This is a genomic window from Bosea sp. 29B, from assembly GCF_902506165.1.
Lineage (GTDB): Bacteria > Pseudomonadota > Alphaproteobacteria > Rhizobiales > Beijerinckiaceae > Allobosea.
In genome coordinates, this window is sequence record NZ_LR733817.1 from 4206702 (window position 1) to 4227747 (window position 21046).

Sequence of the window (21046 nt, forward strand, 5' to 3'; positions counted from 1 at the left end):
TGTAAAAAAGGCCGCCGGTGAGAACCGGCGGCCTTTTTTTGTATCGGTTGGCGGCGTAAGCCCTCAGTCCTCTGCCGCTTTGAACTTGTTCAGCCCATTCATCACGAAGGGCGCGACGAGGGCGATGAAGGCGATGCCGAGGAGGGTGGCCGAGATCGGGTTTTCCAGCAGGATCATCGGGTCGCCCAGGCTGATCTGCAGGGCGCGGCGCAATTGCTGTTCCGCCATTGGCCCGAGGATCAGCCCGACCACCATTGGCGCGACCGGATAGTCGTAGCGCCGCATCAGATAGCCGAGATAGCCGAAGGCGAAGAGCATCATGAGCTCGACCGGCGAGCCGTTGACCGCGAGCGTGCCCATGGTCGCGAAGACCAGGATGCCGGCATAGAGCCAGGGCTGCGGCACGGCGAGCAGCTTCACCCACAGCCCGATCAGCGGCAGGTTCAGGATCACCAGCAGGACGTTGGCGACGAAGAGCGAGGCGATCAGGCCCCAGACCAGATCGGGCTTCTCGGCGAAGAGCAGCGGGCCGGGGTTGAGCCCGTATTGCTGGAAGCCGGCGAGCATGATCGCGGCGGTCGCCGAAGTCGGCAGGCCGAGGGTCAGCAGCGGCACCAGCGTGCCGGCGGCCGAGGCGTTGTTGGCGGCCTCGGGGCCGGCGACGCCCTCGATCGCGCCCTTGCCGAACTCATCCGGATATTTGCACAGCCTCTTCTCTGTCGAATAGCTGAGGAAGGTCGGCACCTCGGCGCCGCCGGCCGGCAGGGCGCCGATCGGGAAGCCGAAGGCGGTGCCGCGCAGCCACGGCGCCCAGGAGCGCTTCCAGTCCTCCTTGCTCATCCAGAGCGAACCCTTGATCGGGATGATCTCCTCAGGTTCGCGGAAGCGCTTGGAGGCGACGTAGAAGGCTTCGCCCACCGCGAACAGGCCGACGGCGAGCGTCGTCACCTCGATGCCGTTGAGCAGCTCCGGCACGCCGAAGGTCAGGCGCGCCTGGCCGGTCAGCTTGTCGATGCCGACCAGGCCGAGCGTGATGCCGAGGAACAGGCTGGTCAGGCCGCGTAGCGGAGAATCGCCGAAGGTCGCCGACACCGTGACGAAGGCGACGATCATCAGCGCGAAATAGTCCCACGGCCCGAACTTGACCGCGACCTCGACCAGCCAGGGCGCCAGGAAGGCGAGGCCGATCGTGGCGATCAGGCCGGCGACGAAGGAGCCTATCGCCGACGTTGCGAGGGCCGGGCCGCCGCGGCCGGCCTTGGCCATCTTCGAGCCTTCGAGCGCGGTCGCGAGCGAGGCGCTCTCGCCCGGGGCGTTGAGCAGGATCGCCGTGGTCGAGCCGCCATACATGCCGCCATAGTAGATGCCGGCGAACATGATCAGCGAGCCGGCGGGGTCGAGCTTGAAGGTGACCGGCAGCAGCAGAGCGACGGTCAGCGCCGGTCCGATGCCGGGCAGCACGCCGACGGCAGTGCCGAGGAAGACGCCGACCAGGCAGAACAGCAGCTTCGAGGGTGCGAGAGCGACGGAGAAGCCGTTCAGCAGGGAAAGGAGAGTGTCCATGATTTACCCGCCTTCGGCGTCAGAGGAAGAGCTGCTCGAACGGACCCGACGGCAGGATCAGCGTCAGGAGCTTGGCGAAGACCAGGAAGATGATCAGGCCGAGCACGAAGCCGATGGCCGCATCGACGAGGAAGGCACGGCGGCCGAAGCCGCGAGCGGTGCAGGCGAAGATCAGCGTGGTCGCCAGCACGAAGCCGCCGCCGAGGCCGATCGAGGCGATCAGCCCGACAAGGCCCGCCGCGATCCAGAGCAGGGCGCTCTTGTCGGCCGCTTCCGGCTTGGGCAGGCCCTCGCGGAAGGCGACGAACAGATGCGCCAGCCCGAGAAGGACGAGCCCTCCGCAGATCACATAGGGCATCGCCGTCGGCCCGAGGCCGTAATTCGAGGTGATCGTCTGGGTTGAGGCGTCATGGCCGACGATCGCCGCGACGGCGAGCAGCAGCACGCCGACCAGGAGGGCCGGCTTGTCCGGTCGGTGCGCGAGAGGCTCCTGGCTCATCGGGTGATCCGTCGTTGCCCGGCATGTTGGAAGCCGGGGAGGGCGAGAGGAAAAAAGGGGGCCGGTTTCCCGGCCCCGCATTCAGCTGTGCTGTGGCCAGCTCACTTGACCAGGCCGACCTCGGTCATGACCTTGGAAACGCGAGCGATCTCTTCCTTCAGGAAGCTGTCGAAGGCGGCGCCGGCGAGGAAGGAATCGTCCCAGCCGCGAGCCTTGAGGATCTCCTGCCACTCCTTCGACTTAGCCATCTTCTCTGTGGCTTCGATCAGCGCCTTGGTCTGGTCGGCCGACAGGCCCGGAGGTGCCACGACCGAGCGCCAGTTCAGCAGCTCGAGATCGATGCCCTGCTCCTTCAGCGTCGGCGCATCCGGCGCGTTCTCGAGGCGCTTGGCCGAGGAGACGGCGAGCACACGCAGCTTGCCGGCCTTGATCTGGCCTTCGAACTCGCCATAGCCGGAGACGCCGGCGGTGACGCGCCCGCCGAGCATCGCGGCCAGTGCCTCGCCGCCGCCCGAGAACGGGATGTAGTTGATCTTCTTGGCGTCGGCGCCGACGGCCTGGGCGAACAGGGCCGCCAGGATGTGGTCGGTGCCGCCGGCCGAGCCGCCGGCCCAGGTCACCTTGGCCGGGTCGGCCTTGAGGCGCTCGGCGAGGTCCTTGGCCGATTTCAGCGGAGAATCGGTCGGGACGACGATGACCTCGGCTTCGGCGGTCAGGCGCGCGATCGGGGTCACCTGGGTCAGGTTCACCGGCGACTTGTTGAGCAGGATGGCGCCGACCATGACGAAGCCGTTGACCATCAGCTGGTGACCGTCGCCCTTGGCGCCGATCAGCTGGGCGAGGCCGATCGTGCCGCCGGCGCCGGTGACGTTGTTGACCTGGACGCTCTTGGAGATGCCCGCAGCCATCAGCACCTGCTGCATCGAGCGCGCCGTGCCGTCCCAGCCGCCGCCGGGCGCAGCCGGGGCCATGATCTTCAGTTCCATCTGCGCGAAGGCAGCCGTGGTAAGGCCGGCGAGGGCGACGGCGGCCACGGCCCCGCGCTTGAAGAAGGACGTGAGCATAGTTACCTCCCGAGTGGCGCGCTTTGCGCACCGATTGTCGACGCTCGCCAGTGGCACCGCATCGGACCGCGGATCAATTGCGCCTGATTGCATAATCACAAGTCAAGATGTTTCGCTTGAGGGGCCTGTGCACGCAGGAAAATTCGACGAGAGGCGGCCGGTGACATCGCCGAAGGTCGTAGGTCCCGATGGAGTTGGAACAGCTCGGGACGGGTTCGGGCGATCTCGTCCAGGTCATGTCCGGCTGCCCCTCAGCCTCTAGGCGACACTTCCCGCATCGCGTAAGCCGCAGCGCATGAGTCAGATTTCTCCGCCAGCCAGTTCGACTGCCTCGAAAGCGCTGCCTGCCGCTCCGTCCGCGCGAGCAAGCGAGTCTGCGGCGGTTCGGGCCCTTCGCACTGCCGGTGCGGTCTGCCTGGTCTTGCTGCCGCTCACCATGTGGCTGGCGAACCGCTCGGCCCCGCTGATGCTGGGCCTTGCCGCCGCGGCTTTCCTGGGGGCGGGGCTGCTGGCCGAGCCGGCGGTGGCGGCGTTTGCGCGCTTGCGCGCCCTCTTGGCCACGCCCCTGGCTCTGGCGATCGCCGCATTCCTCGCCTGGGCGCTGGTCTCGATCGGCTGGAGCAACAAGGCCTCCGTATCCCTGCAGGCCTGGGCGGAATTGGTCCTGCCGATCGTGTTCGCGCTGACGATCGCGGCCTCCGGGCAATGGCGGCCGACGCCGCTGCTATTGCGCGCACTCGCCCTGATGATCATCGCTGCGGCCATCCTCTCGATGATCGAGCTCGCCTCGGGCCTCTCGCAGCGCGCCGCGCTGGGCTCCGGCAAGATGATGGCCTTCGTCTTCAATCGCCCGGCGATCACCTGCTTCCTGCTGGCGGTGCCGACGGTCCACGGGCTCTGGTCGCGACCGGGCGCTCATTGGGCTGACCGGCTGCTGGCCGTGCTGCTCATGCTTGTGGTCGCTGTCTTCGCCGTCCGCTCGGAGAGCGCCTCGGTGCGGCTCGGCCTCGCGGTTCTGGTGCTGTGCTGGGCTTGCGCTGCGCTCGCCCCGCGCCTTGCGCTGACGGCGGCGGCGCTCGCCTTCGTCGCCACCATGGCGCTCGCCCCCGTGCTGGGCGTGACGGCGCAGCGCTGGCTGCCCTCCATCATTCTCGATCGCTTCAACAGCATGACCGGGCAGGCGCGCATCGATATCTGGCAGAGCTTTGGCGAGGTGGTGCGAGTCCGGCCGGTTGCCGGCGCCGGCTTCGGCACATCGGCCGTCATGCGTAACCACCCGGTAGCGGCCGAGGTTCCCGCCGCGGAGCGGGAGCTGCTGGGGGTCGGCCATCCGCACGACATGCCGCTGCAGGCCTGGGCCGAGACCGGCGTGATTGGCGCCGGCTTGCTGACGCTCGCCGGGCTGCTGCTGCTCGCGCAGCTGCGGCGCCTGCCGCCGGCTGAGCTGGCGCCGCGCCTCGCTTTGTTCGCGGCAGCCTTCTCGATCGCCACCGTCGGGCATGGCGCCTGGCAGGGCTGGTGGATCGCGGGGCTTGGCGCCGCCATTCTCTGGTTTGGAATAAATGCCGCCTCGCGGCAGGGAGAAAGCCATGGCTGAGTTCGACGTCGATCTCTTCGTCATCGGAGCGGGGTCGGGTGGCACGCGCGCCGCCCGCATCGCCGCAGGCCATGGCGCCCGCGTGATGATCGCCGAGGAGGACCGCATCGGCGGCACTTGCGTCATCCGCGGCTGCGTGCCCAAGAAGCTGTTCGTCTACGCCAGCCGCTTCGCCGACGAATTCGAGGATGCCGCCGGCTTCGGCTGGAGCGTCGGCAAGCCGGAATTCGATTGGCCGACCCTGCGCGATGCCGTCGCCAGGGAGGTGACGCGGCTCTCCGGCCTCTATCGAAAGGGCCTGGACGGTGCCGGCGTCGAAATCCGCGAGGAGCGTGCCGTCGTCACCGGGCCGCATGAGGTCAAGCTGCTAAAGAGCGGGCAGACGATCCGGGCCCGCCATATCCTGGTCGCAACCGGCGGCCATCCGGCCTTCGATCCGCCGATCCCCGGCGGCGAACTCGGCATCTCCTCGAACGAGGTCTTCCATCTGCCGAGCCTGCCCAGGCGCATGCTCGTCATCGGCGGCGGCTATATCGCGCTCGAATTCGCCAGCGTCTTCGCTCGGCTCGGCGTTGCCGTCACGCTGCTGCATCGCGGCGACAATGTCCTGCGCGGCTTCGACGAGGATCTGCGCACCCGTCTGCGCGATGCGCTCGGCCATGCCGGGATCAGCTTGCGCCTCGGCTGTACGGTCAATCGCATCGAACTGCTGCCTGACGGCACGCGCCGGGCCCATTGTGCCCATGGTACGCCGATCGACGCCGATGTCGTGCTGGTCGCGACCGGCCGCCGCCCGAACACGGCTGGGCTCGGCCTCGAAGCCGCCGGCGTCAAGCTCGGCCCGGCCGGCCAAGTCCTGGTCGACGCCGCCTCGCTCTCCAACGTCCCGTCGATCGCCGCGGTCGGCGACGTCACCGATCGCGTCAACCTGACCCCGGTCGCGATCCGCGAGGGCCACGCCTTCGCCGACTCGACCTTCGGCGGCAAGCCGTGGACGGTCGATCACGCGCTCGTCGCCTCCGCGGTGTTCACCACGCCGGAGCTCGGCAGCGTCGGCCTCACCGAGCAGCAGGCGCTGGCGACGGGGCGTGAGCTGCGCATCTTCGAGGCCGGCTTCCGGCCGATGAAGGCGACGATCTCCGGCCGCGACGAGCGCATCTACATGAAGCTCGTGGTCGACGCGCAGACCGACAAGGTGATCGGCGTCCACGTTCTCGGCCACGATGCCGGCGAGATCGTCCAGTCGGTCGCCATCGCCGTCACCATGGGCGCGACCAAGGCCGATTTCGACCGCACCGTCGCCTTGCACCCGAGCGCGGCCGAAGAGCTCGTCACCATGCGCACACCGCGCAAGAGCGCGCTCTAACGGACATCAGCTGCCGCGGTCGGCGCGGCGGCTGTCATAAATCAGGCTTGCGTCACTGAGCCCGACGTCGCGCGCCATATGGGGGCTCAGGCCCTCCTGGTCTAGATGGCTGTCGAGTGCGACCAGCCGGTTGCGCTGGAACTGACGAATGCGAGCCAGAACCGCGCGCAGTGCCGGCATAAGGCTGACATATCCATTATTTCTGCTAACTTCGGCCGACATGATGCGGCTCCCGGGGTAGATGTCGATTGCGCCCAGGGATGCTCTCGATCGGCTTCGCGGACAAACTGGATTTGGCGCCACACACATAAGGTCAGCTGATGAATGATCTGGTGACAGGCCTGCCGCCTCTCAGCGCGATCAGGGCCTTCGAGGCGGCGGCGCGCCATGGCAGCTTCACCCGCGCAGCGGCCGAGCTCGGTATGACGCAGGCTGCGGTGAGCTATCAGATCAAGCTGCTGGAGGAGCGGCTCGGCCTGCCACTGTTCCAGCGTCAGGCGCGACGCGTCGTCCTGACCGAGGCGGGCGAGCGCCTGGCGTCGTCGGTGATGGATTCCTTTGACGGCCTGCGCGCGGCCTTCGCCGCCGTAACCGAGACGGCGGAAGGCGTGCTCTCGATCCAGGCGCTGCCGACCATCGCCTCGAACTGGCTGGTGCCGCGCCTCGGCCTGTTCCAATGCGCCAATCCGGGGCTGGCGGTGCGAATGGTCACGCAGGTCGGTCCGCACGATCCGCAGCGCGACGATTGCGATGTCGCCATCCACCGAGGTGGCGGCCAGTGGCCGGGGCTCGAGGCGCATTGGCTGATGAAGAGCGAGTTCACTCCGCTTTGCGGGCCGAACCTGTTCCGCGATCTTGGCCGGCCGCCGCAACCCTCGGACCTCCTGCACGTGAAGCGCATCGGCAAGACCGAGGCCTGGGATCGCTGGTTCGCCGCCGCGGGGGTCAATTCCGAGGCGACGCCGGTGGAGGCAGGCTTCGATCTGGCCGTGCAGCAGCTCGAAGTCACGGCCGCGCTCGCCAGCAACGGCGCAGCCATGTGCTCGCCGATCTTCTTCCTGCGCGAACTCTGCGAAGGGCTGTTGGTCCAGCCCTTCGACTTGATGCTTCCCGGCGGCAACGACTACTGGCTGACCTACCCGGCAAGGCGCCGGACCGCGCGCAAGATCAGCCTGTTTCGCGACTGGCTGCTGGAGCAGGCGCGCGAGCCCGAGCCTATTTCGTCAACCCCTTCTTCGCCAGCCAGTCTTGGATCAGCTGAGCGACAGCCAGATTATTCTTGTCCATCATGAGCATGTGCGAGTTGCCGGTGATGCCGACGGCCGGCAGGTTGATCACATCGACCGAGCCGCCGGCTGCGGTGATCTTGTCGCCGAAATCGGTCGCGGTCTTGCGGATGGTCGGCCAGCGCGCGTCCTGCTCGATATAGTCGCCGAACACCATCAGCACGGGCACATCCTTCAGCGCCGCCGCCTTGGCCGGATCGCCGATGCCGGCCGGCTCGACCGCGATCAGTGCCTTGACCTTGTCCGGGCGCGCCTGCGCCACCTTGAAACCGAACTGGCCGGACTGGCTGTGGAACGAGATCACGCAGGGGCAGACCTTGTCGACCTCGGCGATATAGGCGTCGATGATCATCTGGTCGGTCGAGGTCCAGCGCGGCACGATCTGCTTGACGAAATTGTCGTAGCCCTCGGCCGGGAACTGGCTGCCCGGCAGGTATTTGCGCTTGGCCGGGTCGGCGTCGTAGCCGCCGCCGGCGCCGATGCGGAAGCGCTCGAACGGGTTCGCCGTGGTCAGGAACAGCGGCTCGCCGGGGATGACCTCGGGATACATCGCCCAGCTCGAGCGTCCGCGCTCGACCGCGTCGGAATTGTAGACCGACCAGCCCTTGCGCAGGAAGAATTCGAGCCAGCCCTGGCGGCCGTCCGGTGTCGACTCGTAATTGACGCCGGTCATGCCGCCGCCATGCCAGAGCAGCAGCGGCACCGAGCCCTTCTCGTTCTGCGGCAGGAAATATTGCACATACATCTGCCCGGTCTGGTAGGTGCCGTTGGGGTCGACGCGGGCGGGCGTGCCGCCCGGCGTGAACACCACATCCTTCACCGGCCGGCCCGAGATCTCGACCAGCTTGCCGCCGACATGGAAGGAGCCCATGCCGCGCAGCGAGATCGGCTCCTGCGTCTGCTGGGCCTGCGCCGTACCGAGGCCGCAGGCCAGGCCGAAAGCGGCCGCCAGAACGTGACGTCTCATGGTTCCTCCCGTCGCCGCGACCGGCGTTGTTGGTTGCGTGGCTATCTTCGGCCGCGCCGCGCGAGGGAGACAATGGCCTTTGCAGGCGGGTGTGAAATGCAAATGCTGGGGAGGTTGATGCGAACAGCGCATCAAAGCCTGCTCTGCTTCAGCCCTCCTTGCCGAGATAGGCGGTCGCGTCGATCTCGACGAGGCAATCGGGCGAGCCCAGCCCGTTGACGATGCAGGAGACCCGGTGCGGCGGTTCTTCCGCGAAATTGGCGAAGTAGACCTCGTTCATCGGCTGCCAATAGGCGCGGTCGGTGACGTAGGCCGTGCACTTCACCACGTCCTTCAGGCTCGCCCCGGCCTCTTCGAGCAGGGCCTTGATGTTGTCGATGCATTGCTGGGTCTGCCGCCTGGCATCGCCGGTCGCGTATTTGCCCTGCAGGTCCGCGCCGACGCAGCAGACGAACATGAAATCGCCGGCGATCGTCGCCTGGGCGAAGGGCAGCCGGCTCTTGTAGACGCGGTTCGAGGAAACGATGCGCTTAGGCATGGGGCGTCCTGTTCTGCCGGATCTGGTTGAATCAGGATCCGAACCTGTTGAATCGGCCTCTCAGGGGCTTGAATCGAGACGGCAGGGCGACACGCCAACTGCCTGATTTGATTCATGCTTTCACGCCGCGGCGGGAGGCGCGGCATGCCGCCCTTGCCGTAACGGTGGCCAGCGGCCATCTGCGGGTGTATAGGCCCCCCTTCGCGCCAAGATGAGGTTAACGCAGGCGCGATGCGTGAAATCAGGAGCAAGACCCATGTCCGAGCGGTGGACGCCCGAGAGCTGGAGGGCAAAGCCCGTCCAGCAGATGCCGGAATATCCGGATCAGGCAGCCTTGAAGGCGGTTGAGCAGCAGCTCGCCGGCTTTCCGCCGCTGGTTTTTGCAGGCGAGGCGCGCAAGCTCAAACGGGCGTTGAGCAAGGTCGCGGCCGGCGAGGCCTTCCTGCTTCAGGGCGGCGATTGCGCCGAGAGCTTCGCCGAGCACTCGGCCGACAACATCCGCGATTTCTTCCGGCTGTTCCTGCAGATGGCGGTGGTGCTGACCTTCGCCGGCGGCTCGCCCGTGGTGAAGGTCGGCCGTATCGCCGGCCAGTTCGCCAAGCCGCGCTCGGCGCCGAACGAGAAGATCGGCGATGTCGAGCTGCCGAGCTACAAGGGCGACATCATCAACGATAACGAGTTCACGGCGGAGTCGCGGATTCCCGACCCGCGCCGGCAGCTCGAGGCTTACCGGCAGTCGGCGGCGACGCTGAACCTGATCCGCGCCTTCGCCACCGGCGGCTATGCCAATCTCGACAACGCGCATCGCTGGATGCTCGGCTTCGTCAAGGATAGCCCGCAGTCGCATCGCTACCAGGAGCTGGGCGACCGCATCACCGAGTCGCTCGACTTCATGCGCGCCATCGGCGTCGATCCCGAGACGCATCCCGAGATGCGTACGACGGATTTCTACACCAGCCACGAGGCGCTGCTGCTCGGCTACGAGCAGGCAATGACGCGCACCGACTCGACGACCGGCGACTGGTACGCCACCTCCGGCCACATGGTCTGGATCGGTGACCGCACCCGTCAGCTCGACCACGCCCATGTCGAGTACTTCCGCGGCATCAAGAACCCGATCGGCCTGAAATGCGGCCCGTCCCTCAAGCCGGACGAGCTGCTCAAGCTGATCGATGCGCTCGATCCGCAGAACCAGGCTGGTCGCCTCGTCCTGATCGGCCGCTTCGGCGCCGACAAGGTCTTCGACCACCTGCCGGCTCTGGTGCGCGCCACCAAGCGGGAAGGGCGCAACGTCGTCTGGTCCTGCGATCCGATGCACGGCAACACGGTCAAGGCGGCGAGCGGCTACAAGACCCGGCCGTTCGACCTGATCCTGACCGAGGTGAAGAACTTCTTCGCCGTCCATCAGGCTGAAGGCACGCATGCCGGCGGCCTGCATCTCGAGATGACCGGCAAGAACGTCACCGAGTGCACCGGCGGTGCCCGCGGCATGACCGACGCCGATCTCAACGACCGCTACCATACGGTCTGCGATCCGCGCCTCAATGCCGAGCAGGCGCTGGAGCTGGCCTTCCTCGTCGCCGAGCTGGTCAAGCGCGAGCGCTCCGGCCGCACCCGGCCTGAGGTCGAAGCGGCCGAGTGATACCGGCAGTACCGCCAACGAAACAGGGCCGCAGCAGTGCTGCGGCCCTTGTCGTTTGGAGGATTGTGTTCGTCAGAACTTCAGCGCGGCGGCGATGCGGCCGGTGTTGACCGTCGTCGTCGTGCCTTCGATCTCGGCGAAGCGGACGATCTGGTACTCCGCTCGCAGGAACAAATTGTCGGTCAAGGCCCAGTCGACGCCGACGCCGCCGGCAAGGCCGAAGGCATAGGTGTTGTTCTTGATGTTGCCGACACGCAGCGGGTAGCCCGCGCCACGCGTGCGGGTTTCACTGGCCTGGCCGGCATTGTTGACGATCGCGATGTCCGCATCGATCGTCGAGGTCGTGTTGAAGCGGCCGAGCGCCGCGCCGATCGTGGCGAAAGGCATGATCCGGCCATAGGCCCAGCCCATGCGCAGGCGCAGCGTGGCATAGTCGTTGAGCTTGGCCGCCTGGTCGGTCGCCATCGACCAGTCGTAGACACGGCCGCTCGACATGGTGCTGCGCCGCGAGATGAAGTCGGTCACCCGGTATTCATGTCCCGAGCGGGTGTAGTCCGCCTCGATGCCGAGGACGACATCGTCGAAGAGATAATTGTAGCCGGCGATGCCGAAGAACTGCGTGCCGCTGTCGCGCTTGTCGGGCAGGTCGTTGATGAACGAGCCCATGTCGCGTTCGGCGACGAGATCGGTGTTGCGGAAGGCGGAGTTGGCGAGAGCACGCAGGCCTTCGCCCGGCTTGAACTTGGTCTCGCTCAGGCCCGCGCCGCCGCCGAAATAGAAGCCGGACCAGTCGAAGCGGCCTCCGCCGAACATCGGCGCCGCCTCCACCGGCTGCTCGATCTGCGAGCCCCTGAGATAGTCGGCGCCCTGCGCCGCCTGCGGCAGCGCCAGCGTGCAGGCCATCGCGACGACGGGGGCGAGGGCGGCGATTGATGCAGCACGCATCGCGTGTCTCTCCGAGCAGCGGCCGAAGCAGCGGTTGCAACGGCCCGGAGACGATTCATGCGCGGTTAACCCTAATGTCGGGTTAATGCGGTTGCTGATCTCGTAGGGCTCTGAAAAGAGATCGTCCGCATTGAGAGGTGAGCCCGGTTGGGCTGGCCGGAGGAGGGCGGATGATCCGGCATATCGTGTTCTTCACGGTCAAGCGGGCTGAGGATCTCGAAACGGTCCAGCGCCTGCTGGGCCGGCTGGGTGAAATCCCGCACGCACTCGCCTTCGAGGTTGCGGCCAATGCCAGGATCGATCCGATCGGCGATGCCGCCGATATCGTCGTCTACGGCGAGTTTGCCGACGAGGCCGGGCTCGCCGCCTGGAAGGCGCATCCGATCTACGACGAGACGACGAAGGCGGTGCGGCCCTTGCGCGAACTGCGCTGGTCAGCCGATTTCCGCTCGACGGTCCGCTGACCTGACCTCGCGAAAACGCAGGGGCGGGCCGGACGCCGGCCTGTTGCTGGCGCGCGGGCCGCAAGCTACATCGAGATCATGACCGCGACCTCTCTCCGCCTGGCGCTCGCCCAGCTGAACCCGATCGTCGGCGATGTCGCTGGCAATGCGCAGAAGGTGCGCGCCGCCCGCCGCGAGGCGGCTGCCGGCGGCGCCGAGCTCGTGATGTTCCCGGAGCTCTTCCTCTCGGCCTATCCGCCGGAGGACCTGGTGTTGAAGCCGGCCTTTCAGGATGCCTGCCGCAAGGCCTGCGAGGACCTTGCCCGCGAGACCGCTGACGGCGGCCCGGCAGTGCTCGTCGGACTGCCCTGGCTTGAGGACGGCAAGCTCTACAACGCCTATGCGCTGCTCGATGGCGGCCTGATCCAGTCGGTGCGCTTCAAGGTCGACCTGCCCAATTACGGCGTCTTCGACGAGAAGCGGGTGTTCGAGCCCGGCCCACTGCCCGGCCCGGTCGTCTTCCGCAACCATGTCCGCCTGGGCATTCCGATCTGCGAGGACATCTGGGGCGAGGAGGTCGTCGAGTGCATCGCCGAGACCGGCGGCGAGATCCTGCTGGTCCCGAACGGCTCGCCCTTCCGTCGCGGCGTGATCGAGGAGCGCCTCAACGTCGCCGTCGCCCGCGTCGTCGAGAGCGGCTTGCCTCTGGTCTATCTCAATCAGCTCGGCGGCCAGGACGAACTCGTCTTCGAGGGGGCCTCGTTCGTCCTCAATGCCGACCGCAGCTTCGCTCATCAATTGCCGGCCTTCCGCGAGGCGATTGCGATCACGCACTGGGAGCGTGGGCCCGATGGCTGGCGCTGCTTGCCGGGTGAGGTCGCCGCTATCGAGAGCGGCGACGAGGCTGACTATGCCGCCTGCGTGCTGGGCTTGCGCGACTATGTCGAGAAGAACCGCTTCCCCGGCGTCGTGCTCGGCCTCTCCGGCGGCATCGATTCCGCCATCTGCGCCGCCATGGCGGTCGATGCGCTGGGCGCTGAGCGCGTGCGCTGCGTGATGATGCCCTATCGCTTCACCTCGCAGGAGAGCCTCGACGACGCCAAGAAATGCGCCGACGCGCTCGGCGTGCGCTACGAGATCGTGCCGATCGCCGAGCCGGTCGAGGGTTTCGAGCACGCTTTGGCCGAGCTCTTCGCCGGCACCAATCGCGGCATCACCGAGGAGAATCTGCAGAGCCGCGTGCGCGGCACGCTCTTGATGTCGATCTCCAACAAGTTCGGGCCGATGGTGGTGACGACCGGCAACAAGTCGGAGATGTCCTGTGGCTACGCCACGCTCTATGGCGACATGAACGGCGGCTACAACCCGATCAAGGACCTCTACAAGACCGAGGTCTTCCGCTTGTCCGCCCTGCGCAACCGCTGGAAGCCGGCGGGCAGCCTCGGCCCGGACGGCGAGGTGATCCCCGAGAACATCATCGTCAAGCCGCCCTCGGCCGAGCTGCGCGAGAACCAGAAGGATCAGGATTCGCTGCCGCCCTATGAGGTGCTCGACGACATTCTCGCCTGCCTGATCGAGCACGAGATGCGCCTGTCCGACATCGTCGCCCGCGGCCACGATATCGAGACCGTGCAGAAGGTCGAGCGGCTGCTCTATCTCGCCGAGTACAAGCGCCGCCAGGCGGCGCCGGGCGTCAAGGTCACCCGCAAGAACTTCGGCCGCGACCGGCGCTACCCGATCGTCAACCGCTTCCGAGATCCCGGCGAGCCGGCTCATGAGCCCGACCGGTCACTGGTCAGGGGCGTCGGCAAGGCCGGCGGCGAGAGCTTCGATTTCTGACGGCTCCGCTACAGCCAGAAGCCGCCGATCTGGTTCGCTGCCGGATTGGCGATGCAGGCTGTCATGCGGTCGAGCCAGATGCGCTGGTACTTGGCATTGGCGCCATGCTGGGTGTCGACGTCGTAGCGGCGCTGGATCAGCTTGACCCGGCGCTTGATGTGCAGGTCGACGAGGCTGGTGAGCTGCGTGATCAGCCCGCCGATCGTCGGGGCGCGCGCGATGGTGAGCTGGTGCGCCAGTGCGCGGCAGACCACGAAGCCGACATCGTAATGGAACTGCTCATGGGCGAGCAGGCCCGCGTCTAGCGTTACGCCGATCCGGACCTGCGCATTCGGCCAGACCTCGATGTCATTGGGCACGCCGAAGGCATAGTCGGTCCCGACCATGCGGGCGCCCTTGTCGAAGATCTCATACTCGAAGGCGGTGTAGGCGTCCTGGACCGTGCCGTCGGCCGGATCGATCACCACCGGCACCTGCAGGAAGTCGCCGGCCTTGAGCTTGATTGGCAGGCGCGAGGCGCTGACCACGACGCCGGCAGGCGCTGGATTGTTGGCCATGTGCAGGAAGGTCTTGCCGCCCGGGTCGACCTTGGAATCCGGGCTGGTCATCTTCAGGAAGACCTGCTGGTAGCGCTTGATCCCGCCTCGGGTCAGCGGCCCGCAATCGCCGTCGACGTCGAGCAGATCGATGCCGAGCGCCGCCGTATGGGGGTTGATCATCGCCTGGACCAGGCGCGTGTCCGGAACCGTGTTCTTGCCGCCAAGCCCGACTGAAGCCGTGATGCTCATCCTCGCCTCCCAGCGCAGATATCGACCGTCCCGTCGTCTCTAACCTTGCGTCAATCTGGGCGCTTGTCGATCTGCTTCCGCCAGCGCCGTGAGATGCCCTTGCCCTCGCGCCATTCCCGCGCGACAAGCGGCCGGTCATGACCACACCCTTCGTCCGCACCGCCCCGTCGCCGACCGGCTATCTCCACATCGGCAATGCCCGCTCGCTGATGTTCAACTGGCTCTTCGCCAAGCGGCATGTCGGGCGCTTCCTGCTGCGCTATGACGACACCGACCAGGCGCGCTCGAAGCCGGAGTTCGCCGAGGCGATCGCCGAGGATCTCGCCTGGCTCGGCGTCATTCCCGACGCCAGCATCAAGCAGTCTGAACGGATCGCGCTCTACGACGCCGCGGCAGACAAGCTGCGCGCCGCTGGCCGCCTCTATCCCTGTTATGAGAGCGCCGACGAGCTCGACCGCAAGCGCAAGCGCCAGCTCGCCCGCGGTCTGCCCCCCGTCTACGACCGCGCCGGCCTGAAGCTGACTGCCGAGGAGCGCGCCAGGCTGGAGGCCGAGGGCCGTAAAGCCCATTGGCGCTTCCTGCTCGATTGGGAGGAGGTCGGTTGGGACGATCTCGTCCGCGGCCCCTCGCATGTCGATTGCGCCTCGCTCTCCGATACGGTGCTGGTGCGTGAGGACGGCACCTATCCCTATACGCTGCCTTCGGTCGTCGACGACCTGGACATGGGCATCACCCATGTCATCCGCGGCGAGGACCACGTCACCAACACCGCCGTGCAGATCCAGATCATGCAGGCATTGGGCGGGACGCTGCCGGCCTTCGGCCACCACAACCTGCTGACCACCGCGAGCGGCGAAGGATTGTCGAAGCGCCTCGGCCATCTCTCGCTGCGGGGCTTGCGCGAATCCGGGATCGAATCGCTGGCGGTCGCGGCGCTCGCCGTGCTCACGGGCTCGTCGGATGCGGTCCGCCCCGTGTCGAGCCTCGACGAGCTCGCCGGGCTGGTCGATCTTGCCCATGTCTCGCGTGCGCCGGCCAAGTTCGACGAGCACGAGCTGGAGACGCTCTCCGCCCGCACGCTGCACCAGCTCGATTTCGCTGCGGTCGAGGAGCGGCTGAGAGAGCTCGGCATTCCCGCCAGCGAGCCGTTCTGGCTCGCCGTGCGCGGCAATCTCGCCCGGCTTTCGGCTGCCAAGGACTGGTGGAGGATCGTCGAGGGGCCGATCGAGACTGATATCGCCGACAAGGCGTTCGCGGCGGCCGCGGCTGCACTGCTGCCGGCCGAACCGTTCGATCAGAGTACTTGGAAAGCCTGGACTCAGGCGGTCGGTGCGCAGACCGGCACCAAGGGCAAGGCGCTGTTCATGCCGCTGCGCCAGGCCCTGACCGGCCTCGACCATGGCCCCGAGCTGGCGGCGCTGCTGCCGCTGATCGGGCGCGAGAAGGCGCTGAAGCGGCTCGCAGGCGAAGCGGCGTGAGCCGAGGCATGTCCGGAGCCCGCTGCGCTTCATCGTAAATGCGCGAGTCATCCCGGCCGGAGCGAAGCGTAGAGCCGGGATCCATGCCTGAACCTTGATCGGAAGCGTTCTGGAATGGATCCCGGGTCAAGCCCGGGATGACCGCGCGGTTTTTGTGAAGACGCCGCCCGCGCTACGCCGCCGCGTAGCCGACCGTGCCTTTGATTTCGAGGAACTCCTCGAGGCCGAAATCGGCGTATTCGCGGCCGTTGCCGGACTGCTTGTAGCCGCCGAAGGGCGCGCCGGCGTCCCAGGCCGGGTAGTTGATGTAGACATTGCCCGAGCGCATCTGCGCCGCGACCTTGCGCGCCCGCTCCAGCGAGCCGGACTGGATATAGGAGGCGAGGCCGTAGGGCGTGTCGTTCGCCCGCGCGATCACGTCCGCTTCGCTGTCATAGGGCAGGATCGACAGCACAGGGCCGAAGATCTCTTCCCTGGCGATCGTCATCTCGTCGGTGACGCCGCCGAAGATGGTCGGGCGGACATAATAGCCGCGATTGAGGTCCTCCGGCCGGCCGGGCCCGCCGGTCACCAGGGTTGCGCCTTCCTTGATGCCGCTCTCGATCAGGCGCTGGATCTTGTCGTATTGCACCTCGCTGACGACCGGTCCGAGGAAGACGCTCTCCGCCGAGGGTGCGCCGACCTTGAGCGGCTCGGCCGTCTCCCTGGCGATGGCGAGTGCGTCCTCGTGCAGCTCAGCCGGCACGAACATCCGCGTCGGCGCGTTGCAGGACTGGCCGGAATTGCGCATCACGCTCTCGACGCCGAGCTTCACCGCCCGCTTCAGGTCGACATCGTCGAGCAGGATGTTGGCCGACTTGCCGCCGAGCTCCTGATGGACGCGCTTGACCGTATCGGCCGCCGCCTTGGCGACGAGGATGCCGGCGCGGGTCGAGCCGGTAAAGGAGACCATGTCGACGCCGGGGTGGCGGGCGATCGCCTCGCCGACGGTCGGCCCATCGCCGTTGACGAGATTGAACACGCCCTTGGGCACGCCGGCCTCATGCATGGCCTCGGCAAAGATGATGGCGTTGAGCGGCGCGATCTCGGAGGGCTTCAGCACCATGGTGCAGCCGGCGGCGAGCGCGGGCGCGACCTTGCACATGATCTGGTTGATCGGCCAGTTCCACGGCGTGATCATGCCGACGACGCCGATCGCCTCCTTCGAGATCAGGGTCGAGCCGCGCAGCTCCTCGAACTCGAAATTCTCCAGCGTCTCGATCATCTTCGACAGATGGGCCGTGCCCATCCCGGCCTGCGCCCGGTGGGCCAGCTCCTTCGGCGCGCCCATCTCGCGCGACAGCGTGTCGGCGACTTCGGCATAGCGGGCCTTGTAGGCTTCGAGCAGGCGGCGCATCAGCGCCAGGCGCTCTTCCTTCGAGGTCGCGGCGAAGGCGGGGAAGGCGGCGCGCGCTGCGGCGACCGCCCGGTCGACATCCGCCTGGCTGCCGAGCGCGATCTGGGCAAAGGCCTCCTCGGTGGAGGGATCGATCACGTCGAGCGTCTTCAGGCCGCCAGCGGGATCGACCCAGGCGCCGTCGATGTAGAATTGAAGGGCATGGGACATTGGCTTTTCCTCGCTGGCTGCGGGCAATCGCCTTGCGTGCGGGCGGTCACCGACCCGTCTGGCTGCGATCGCTATGTCGAGAGGGATACAGCGTAGCAGCGCAAGGCTGCGGCTGTCACCGCGCGGCCTGCGAATAGGGGGAATGCCGGGCGCGGGGAGGTGGCGAGACAAATGTCGGCGGATCAGGGAGCGGGAGTGGTCTTCGCCTCCTGCTTGTCGGTCCATTCGGGCGGCGCACCGAACTGGCCGCCGATCACGCCCTTCAGACCCGGCGCTCTGCCATAGGCTTCGCAGGCAGGGTATTTGTGCTCGCCGCCGAACCAGGACTTGACGCTCTGGCGGGAGGGCAGGGAGAGGTCGATCCCGTCCTTCTCCTCGCCTTCCACCAGGATCTGCGAGAACTCGCTGCCGAATTTCGTGGCCAGGCCATAGGCATCGGCGACTTCGGACACCAGCGGCGTGTTCTGGATCGAATTGGCGCCGCGTCCCCAGACCATTGCCGCTCGCTGGACACCTTTGCGATCGATCGCCTCCGCTTCGACCGAGAGTCCGCCCAGCCCGACCGGAAGGCGCGGAATGCTCACCGGCAAGACGAAACCGCTTCCCAGGCTTACGGCAGTCGAGACGCCCGCCATCGTCTTGTCCGTCAGCACGATGTCGGTGATCACCGCCCGGACGGTGAGGTCGGCCTGCTGTGTCGGTGGCACCATCTCGTATTTGTCGCTCAGCGCGATGCAGAGCTCCCGGTCGAGCACATTGCTGACCAGCGCCCGATCTGCCGGCGTCTTCACGGCCTGGCGGGCGCTCGCGGAAAAGCTCGTCGGCACGATCCGGGCCGTCTTCGCGCCGACAAGGGCCAACCCGTCGACATAGGTGTGGGACTTCGACAGCTTGCCCTTCTCCTCGCCGAGATTCCCGTAGGTCGAGAGGGTGCCGGCCGATTTGGGCGGGACGGACGCACAGCCGGCGGCGGCCAGTGCCAGCGACAGGGATAGGCAAGGGCCTCTGTAGCCCAGAAGCGCCGAGCCCCATGTGGGGCTCTGCAGTGGAACAGCCGGCAAATAGCTTATCACGGTCATCGACCTCGCCGCCGCTATCGGTGCCGGCGAGGTTGGGGACGTGGCGTTGCCGCAGTATTGCGCTGCTATCGACTGCCGATGCGATCCTGAAGGCGGAGCTTCGTGATCACTCGTGCCGGTCCATTGCGGTCTCGTGCTTGGTGTCGCGCATGGTCGAATAGACCAGGAGCGAGATGAAGATCACCGCCGAGAGATAGTAGTAGAACCATTGCTCGTGGCCCTGCTGCTTGAAGAACAGGGCGATCGCCGGCGCGGTGCCGCCGAAGATCGAGACGGTCAGCGCATAGGGTACGGCGACGCCGGTGGCGCGGATCGAGGTCGGGAACAGCTCCGCCTTCACCACCGCGTTGATCGAGGTGTAGCCGGCGACGAAGATCCAGGCGCCGGAGATCAGCAGGAAGGCGACCCAGGGCGACTTGGTCTGCGCCAGCGTCGTCAGGATCGGCACCGTCAGCAGCGTCCCGGCGACGCCGAAGAAGATCAGCAGCGGCTTGCGGCCGATCCGGTCGGAGATCAAGCCGTAGATCGGCTGCAGGAGCGAGGCGAAGATCAGCGAGCCCGCGATCACATAGGTGGTGGTGATGTCGGAAAGGCCGACGGTCTGCTTCACAAAGGTCTGCATATAGGTGGTGAAGGTGTAGAAGGCGGCGGTGCCGCCGGCGGTCAGGCCGACCACGATCGCGACCTCACGCGGATATTTCAGCAGGCCGCGCAGCGAGCTTTCCTTTTTCTTGATCTTGTTGGCTTCGGCGAAGGCTTCCGTCTCGTGCATGTGCCGGCGCATGAACATGGCGGTGACGGCCAGCATCGCGCCGATCACGAAGGGGATGCGCCAGCCCCAGTCGACCAGCTGCTCATGCGTCAGGAAGACGTTCTGCAGGAGCAGCAGCACCAGGATGGCGGTGAGCTGCCCGCCGATCAGCGTCACGTACTGGAAGCTCGAATAGAAGCCGCGATGATCGGGATGGGCGATCTCGGTGAGATAGGTGGCGCTCGCCCCGTATTCGCCGCCGAGGCTCAGGCCCTCGATGATCCGGGCCAGCGCCAGCAGCACCGGCGCGGCGAAGCCGATCGTCTCATAGGTCGGCGTCAACGCGATGATCAGCGAGCCGAAGCACATCATCAGCACCGAGACGGTCAGCGACAGCCGCCGTCCGTAGCGATCGGCGATATGGCCGAACAGCCAGCCCCCGATAGGGCGCACGATGAAGCCGGCGGCGAACAAGGTCGCGGCGTTGAGCTGCACCACCACGGGATCATGCGAGGGGAAGAACTTCGGCGCGAAATAGAGCGCGAAGGCGGTGTAGGCGTAGAAATCGTACCATTCGACGAGGTTGCCGACCGAGCCGATGAAGATCGCCTTCAGGCGTCGCGCCGTATCGGCGACGTCGAGGCCCTGAGGGGCAGGCGTGGCGATTGCTGGATCGGACATGGCTCGCTCCGCGTTCTGAAGGCGGCGCGAGCAGTAGCGAGCGCCGGCAGCAATACGCTGGTCTACGCCTAGCGCTCTGCGCCGGTCAGCGAGGAGAGATTTGGTCTGAGTTGCTTCTGGTGCATGGCCTGCGCGGGAACTTTATGGCCACGGGCATCCGGATGTCGGGAAAGAGAGTGGTGGTCTGCGGCGACCACAGATCAATCGGCGTCGATGGAGGCCCGTATTGACGCGTGCATGAAGCCTGCGGCAATCACCCGAGCCCATAAGATCGGTCTCCGCGATGCCTGCCTACTCTCTTGCGATCTTCGACTATGACGGAACGCTGGCCGACAGCTTTCCGTGGTTCTGTTCGGTGCTCAACCAGACCGCACGGCAGTTCGGCTTCCGCGAGGTTGCCGAGAGTGAGGCTGACGAGCTTCGCGGGCTCGATTCGCGCCAGATCATTGCCCGCCTCGGCGTTCCCTTGTGGAAGATGCCAGCAATCGCGATGCACATGCGCAAGCTGAGCGCCGAAGCCGGGGATGCGGTGGCGCTCTTTCCCGGGGCCGAGTCGATGCTCGCGCGCCTGGCTGCGAGCGATGTCACGATCGCGATCGCCAGCTCGAACAGCGAAGCGGTCATTCGTCGTACGCTCGGCCGAGCCTCGGCTCATGTGAGCCATTTCGGCTGCGGTGCGTCGCTCTGGGGCAAGAGCGCCAAGTTCGAGGCCATCATCCGGCGGGCTGGAGTTCAGCGGCAGCAGACGGTCGCAATCGGCGATGAAATCCGTGACATCGACGCGGCGCGGCGAGCCGGCATCGCGTCGGGAGCGGTGACCTTCGGCTACAACTCCGGCGCGTCCCTGCGGGCGCGCGGGCCCGACCTGATCTTCGACGACTATGGGCAGCTGCTGGCGAAGCTGACCGCCTGAG

The 21046-nt window shown here is 66.8% G+C and carries 19 protein-coding genes; 8 read left to right on the forward strand and 11 right to left on the reverse strand.

The window, feature by feature from the left end; genetic code table 11:
* Positions 1 to 63 precede the first annotated feature (63 nt).
* From GV161_RS20475 to GV161_RS20485, 3 genes are all read right to left on the reverse strand, one after another.
* A complete protein-coding gene (locus tag GV161_RS20475; RefSeq protein ID WP_152017417.1) occupies positions 64 to 1563 on the reverse strand; it encodes a tripartite tricarboxylate transporter permease in 1500 nt (499 codons plus the stop codon).
* Positions 1564 to 1582: 19 nt separating this feature from the next.
* Positions 1583 to 2062 (reverse strand): tripartite tricarboxylate transporter TctB family protein, encoded by a 480-nt coding sequence (locus tag GV161_RS20480; protein ID WP_091830757.1) that lies wholly within the window; start codon positions 2060 to 2062, stop codon positions 1583 to 1585.
* 101 nt (positions 2063 to 2163) lie between these two features.
* Positions 2164 to 3048 (reverse strand): tripartite tricarboxylate transporter substrate binding protein, encoded by an 885-nt coding sequence (locus tag GV161_RS20485; RefSeq protein WP_244624310.1) that lies wholly within the window; start codon positions 3046 to 3048, stop codon positions 2164 to 2166.
* A gap of 499 nt (positions 3049 to 3547) precedes the next feature.
* Between GV161_RS20485 and GV161_RS20490 the strand changes: the two genes are divergently transcribed.
* Together GV161_RS20490 and gor are read left to right on the forward strand one after the other, a co-directional pair.
* Positions 3548 to 4723, forward strand: a complete 1176-nt coding sequence (locus GV161_RS20490) for an O-antigen ligase family protein (protein WP_159650329.1) — start codon at positions 3548 to 3550, stop codon at positions 4721 to 4723.
* Positions 4716 to 6089 carry a glutathione-disulfide reductase gene (gor, locus tag GV161_RS20495; RefSeq protein WP_152017420.1) on the forward strand — a complete coding sequence of 458 codons (1374 nt, stop codon included), beginning with the start codon at positions 4716 to 4718 and terminating at the stop codon, positions 6087 to 6089. Before GV161_RS20490 ends, gor begins: the two co-directional genes overlap by 8 nt.
* 6 nt (positions 6090 to 6095) lie before the next feature.
* Here gor and GV161_RS20500 read toward each other — a convergent pair whose 3' ends face one another.
* Positions 6096 to 6311, reverse strand: coding sequence for a hypothetical protein (locus tag GV161_RS20500; RefSeq protein ID WP_152017421.1), 216 nt, complete (start codon positions 6309 to 6311; stop codon positions 6096 to 6098).
* 98 nt (positions 6312 to 6409) lie between these two features.
* Here GV161_RS20500 and GV161_RS20505 point away from each other — a divergent pair, with 98 nt between their 5' ends.
* Positions 6410 to 7381: a LysR family transcriptional regulator gene (locus tag GV161_RS20505; RefSeq protein WP_152017422.1), complete on the forward strand. Its 972-nt coding sequence runs from the start codon at positions 6410 to 6412 to the stop codon at positions 7379 to 7381.
* Here the strand turns inward: GV161_RS20505 and GV161_RS20510 are convergent.
* The gene (locus GV161_RS20510; protein ID WP_152017423.1) at positions 7305 to 8342 is read right to left on the reverse strand and encodes an esterase; all 1038 of its coding nucleotides are present in this window, start codon (positions 8340 to 8342) and stop codon (positions 7305 to 7307) included. The genes GV161_RS20505 and GV161_RS20510 overlap by 77 nt on opposite strands.
* 148 nt (positions 8343 to 8490) lie before the next feature.
* A complete protein-coding gene (locus GV161_RS20515; protein WP_152017424.1) occupies positions 8491 to 8880 on the reverse strand; it encodes a RidA family protein in 390 nt (129 codons plus the stop codon).
* Positions 8881 to 9136: 256 nt separating this feature from the next.
* Here GV161_RS20515 and GV161_RS20520 point away from each other — a divergent pair, with 256 nt between their 5' ends.
* Positions 9137 to 10522 carry a 3-deoxy-7-phosphoheptulonate synthase class II gene (locus tag GV161_RS20520; RefSeq protein ID WP_152017425.1) on the forward strand — a complete coding sequence of 462 codons (1386 nt, stop codon included), beginning with the start codon at positions 9137 to 9139 and terminating at the stop codon, positions 10520 to 10522.
* A gap of 72 nt (positions 10523 to 10594) precedes the next feature.
* Here the strand turns inward: GV161_RS20520 and GV161_RS20525 are convergent, their stop codons facing one another.
* Positions 10595 to 11467, reverse strand: a complete 873-nt coding sequence (locus GV161_RS20525; RefSeq protein WP_152017426.1) for an outer membrane beta-barrel protein — start codon at positions 11465 to 11467, stop codon at positions 10595 to 10597.
* A 170-nt stretch (positions 11468 to 11637) separates the two neighbouring features.
* On the opposite strand from GV161_RS20525, the gene GV161_RS20530 reads away from it, so the two are divergent.
* Both GV161_RS20530 and GV161_RS20535 read left to right on the forward strand, forming a co-directional pair.
* A complete protein-coding gene (locus GV161_RS20530; RefSeq protein WP_152017427.1) occupies positions 11638 to 11931 on the forward strand; it encodes a Dabb family protein in 294 nt (97 codons plus the stop codon).
* 78 nt (positions 11932 to 12009) lie between these two features.
* Positions 12010 to 13749, forward strand: coding sequence for an NAD+ synthase (locus tag GV161_RS20535; RefSeq protein ID WP_152017428.1), 1740 nt, complete (start codon positions 12010 to 12012; stop codon positions 13747 to 13749).
* An 8-nt stretch (positions 13750 to 13757) separates the two neighbouring features.
* On the opposite strand, the gene GV161_RS20540 is transcribed toward GV161_RS20535, so the two are convergent.
* Positions 13758 to 14537 carry a hypothetical protein gene (locus GV161_RS20540; protein ID WP_152017429.1) on the reverse strand — a complete coding sequence of 260 codons (780 nt, stop codon included), beginning with the start codon at positions 14535 to 14537 and terminating at the stop codon, positions 13758 to 13760.
* A 137-nt stretch (positions 14538 to 14674) separates the two neighbouring features.
* Here GV161_RS20540 and gltX point away from each other — a divergent pair, with 137 nt between their 5' ends.
* Complete coding sequence (gene gltX, locus GV161_RS20545; protein ID WP_152017430.1) at positions 14675 to 16015, forward strand: glutamate--tRNA ligase; 1341 nt, start codon at positions 14675 to 14677, stop codon at positions 16013 to 16015.
* Positions 16016 to 16187: 172 nt separating this feature from the next.
* Here gltX and GV161_RS20550 read toward each other — a convergent pair whose 3' ends face one another.
* From GV161_RS20550 to GV161_RS20560, 3 genes are all read right to left on the reverse strand, one after another.
* Positions 16188 to 17621: an aldehyde dehydrogenase family protein gene (locus tag GV161_RS20550; protein WP_152017431.1), complete on the reverse strand. Its 1434-nt coding sequence runs from the start codon at positions 17619 to 17621 to the stop codon at positions 16188 to 16190.
* Between the two features lie 182 nt (positions 17622 to 17803).
* On the reverse strand, positions 17804 to 18700 hold the full coding sequence (locus tag GV161_RS20555; RefSeq protein WP_152017432.1) for a DUF3313 domain-containing protein: 897 nt from the start codon (positions 18698 to 18700) through the stop codon (positions 17804 to 17806).
* A gap of 106 nt (positions 18701 to 18806) precedes the next feature.
* Positions 18807 to 20132: an MFS transporter gene (locus GV161_RS20560; protein WP_152017433.1), complete on the reverse strand. Its 1326-nt coding sequence runs from the start codon at positions 20130 to 20132 to the stop codon at positions 18807 to 18809.
* Between the two features lie 283 nt (positions 20133 to 20415).
* On the opposite strand from GV161_RS20560, the gene GV161_RS20565 reads away from it, so the two are divergent.
* Entirely contained in the window at positions 20416 to 21045 is a 630-nt protein-coding gene (locus GV161_RS20565; protein WP_152017434.1) for an HAD hydrolase-like protein, read from the forward strand.
* Position 21046 lies beyond the last annotated feature (1 nt).

Bases quoted from the DNA above. Each gene is read 5' to 3' on its own strand.
- GV161_RS20530 (WP_152017427.1), top strand. From the start codon at position 11,638: ATGATCCGGCATATCGTGTTCTTCACGGTCAAGCGGGCTGAGGATCTC.
- GV161_RS20485 (WP_244624310.1), bottom strand. From the start codon at position 3,048: ATGGAACTGAAGATCATGGCCCCGGCTGCGCCCGGCGGCGGCTGGGAC.
- GV161_RS20500 (WP_152017421.1), bottom strand. From the start codon at position 6,311: ATGTCGGCCGAAGTTAGCAGAAATAATGGATATGTCAGCCTTATGCCG.
- gltX (WP_152017430.1), top strand. From the start codon at position 14,675: ATGACCACACCCTTCGTCCGCACCGCCCCGTCGCCGACCGGCTATCTC.
- GV161_RS20505 (WP_152017422.1), top strand. From the start codon at position 6,410: ATGAATGATCTGGTGACAGGCCTGCCGCCTCTCAGCGCGATCAGGGCC.
- GV161_RS20475 (WP_152017417.1), bottom strand. From the start codon at position 1,563: ATGGACACTCTCCTTTCCCTGCTGAACGGCTTCTCCGTCGCTCTCGCA.
- GV161_RS20550 (WP_152017431.1), bottom strand. From the start codon at position 17,621: ATGTCCCATGCCCTTCAATTCTACATCGACGGCGCCTGGGTCGATCCC.
- GV161_RS20520 (WP_152017425.1), top strand. From the start codon at position 9,137: ATGTCCGAGCGGTGGACGCCCGAGAGCTGGAGGGCAAAGCCCGTCCAG.
- gor (WP_152017420.1), top strand. From the start codon at position 4,716: ATGGCTGAGTTCGACGTCGATCTCTTCGTCATCGGAGCGGGGTCGGGT.
- GV161_RS20560 (WP_152017433.1), bottom strand. From the start codon at position 20,132: ATGTCCGATCCAGCAATCGCCACGCCTGCCCCTCAGGGCCTCGACGTC.
- GV161_RS20565 (WP_152017434.1), top strand. From the start codon at position 20,416: ATGCCTGCCTACTCTCTTGCGATCTTCGACTATGACGGAACGCTGGCC.
- GV161_RS20525 (WP_152017426.1), bottom strand. From the start codon at position 11,467: ATGCGTGCTGCATCAATCGCCGCCCTCGCCCCCGTCGTCGCGATGGCC.
- GV161_RS20480 (WP_091830757.1), bottom strand. From the start codon at position 2,062: ATGAGCCAGGAGCCTCTCGCGCACCGACCGGACAAGCCGGCCCTCCTG.
- GV161_RS20515 (WP_152017424.1), bottom strand. From the start codon at position 8,880: ATGCCTAAGCGCATCGTTTCCTCGAACCGCGTCTACAAGAGCCGGCTG.
- GV161_RS20510 (WP_152017423.1), bottom strand. From the start codon at position 8,342: ATGAGACGTCACGTTCTGGCGGCCGCTTTCGGCCTGGCCTGCGGCCTC.
- GV161_RS20555 (WP_152017432.1), bottom strand. From the start codon at position 18,700: ATGACCGTGATAAGCTATTTGCCGGCTGTTCCACTGCAGAGCCCCACA.
- GV161_RS20540 (WP_152017429.1), bottom strand. From the start codon at position 14,537: ATGAGCATCACGGCTTCAGTCGGGCTTGGCGGCAAGAACACGGTTCCG.
- GV161_RS20535 (WP_152017428.1), top strand. From the start codon at position 12,010: ATGACCGCGACCTCTCTCCGCCTGGCGCTCGCCCAGCTGAACCCGATC.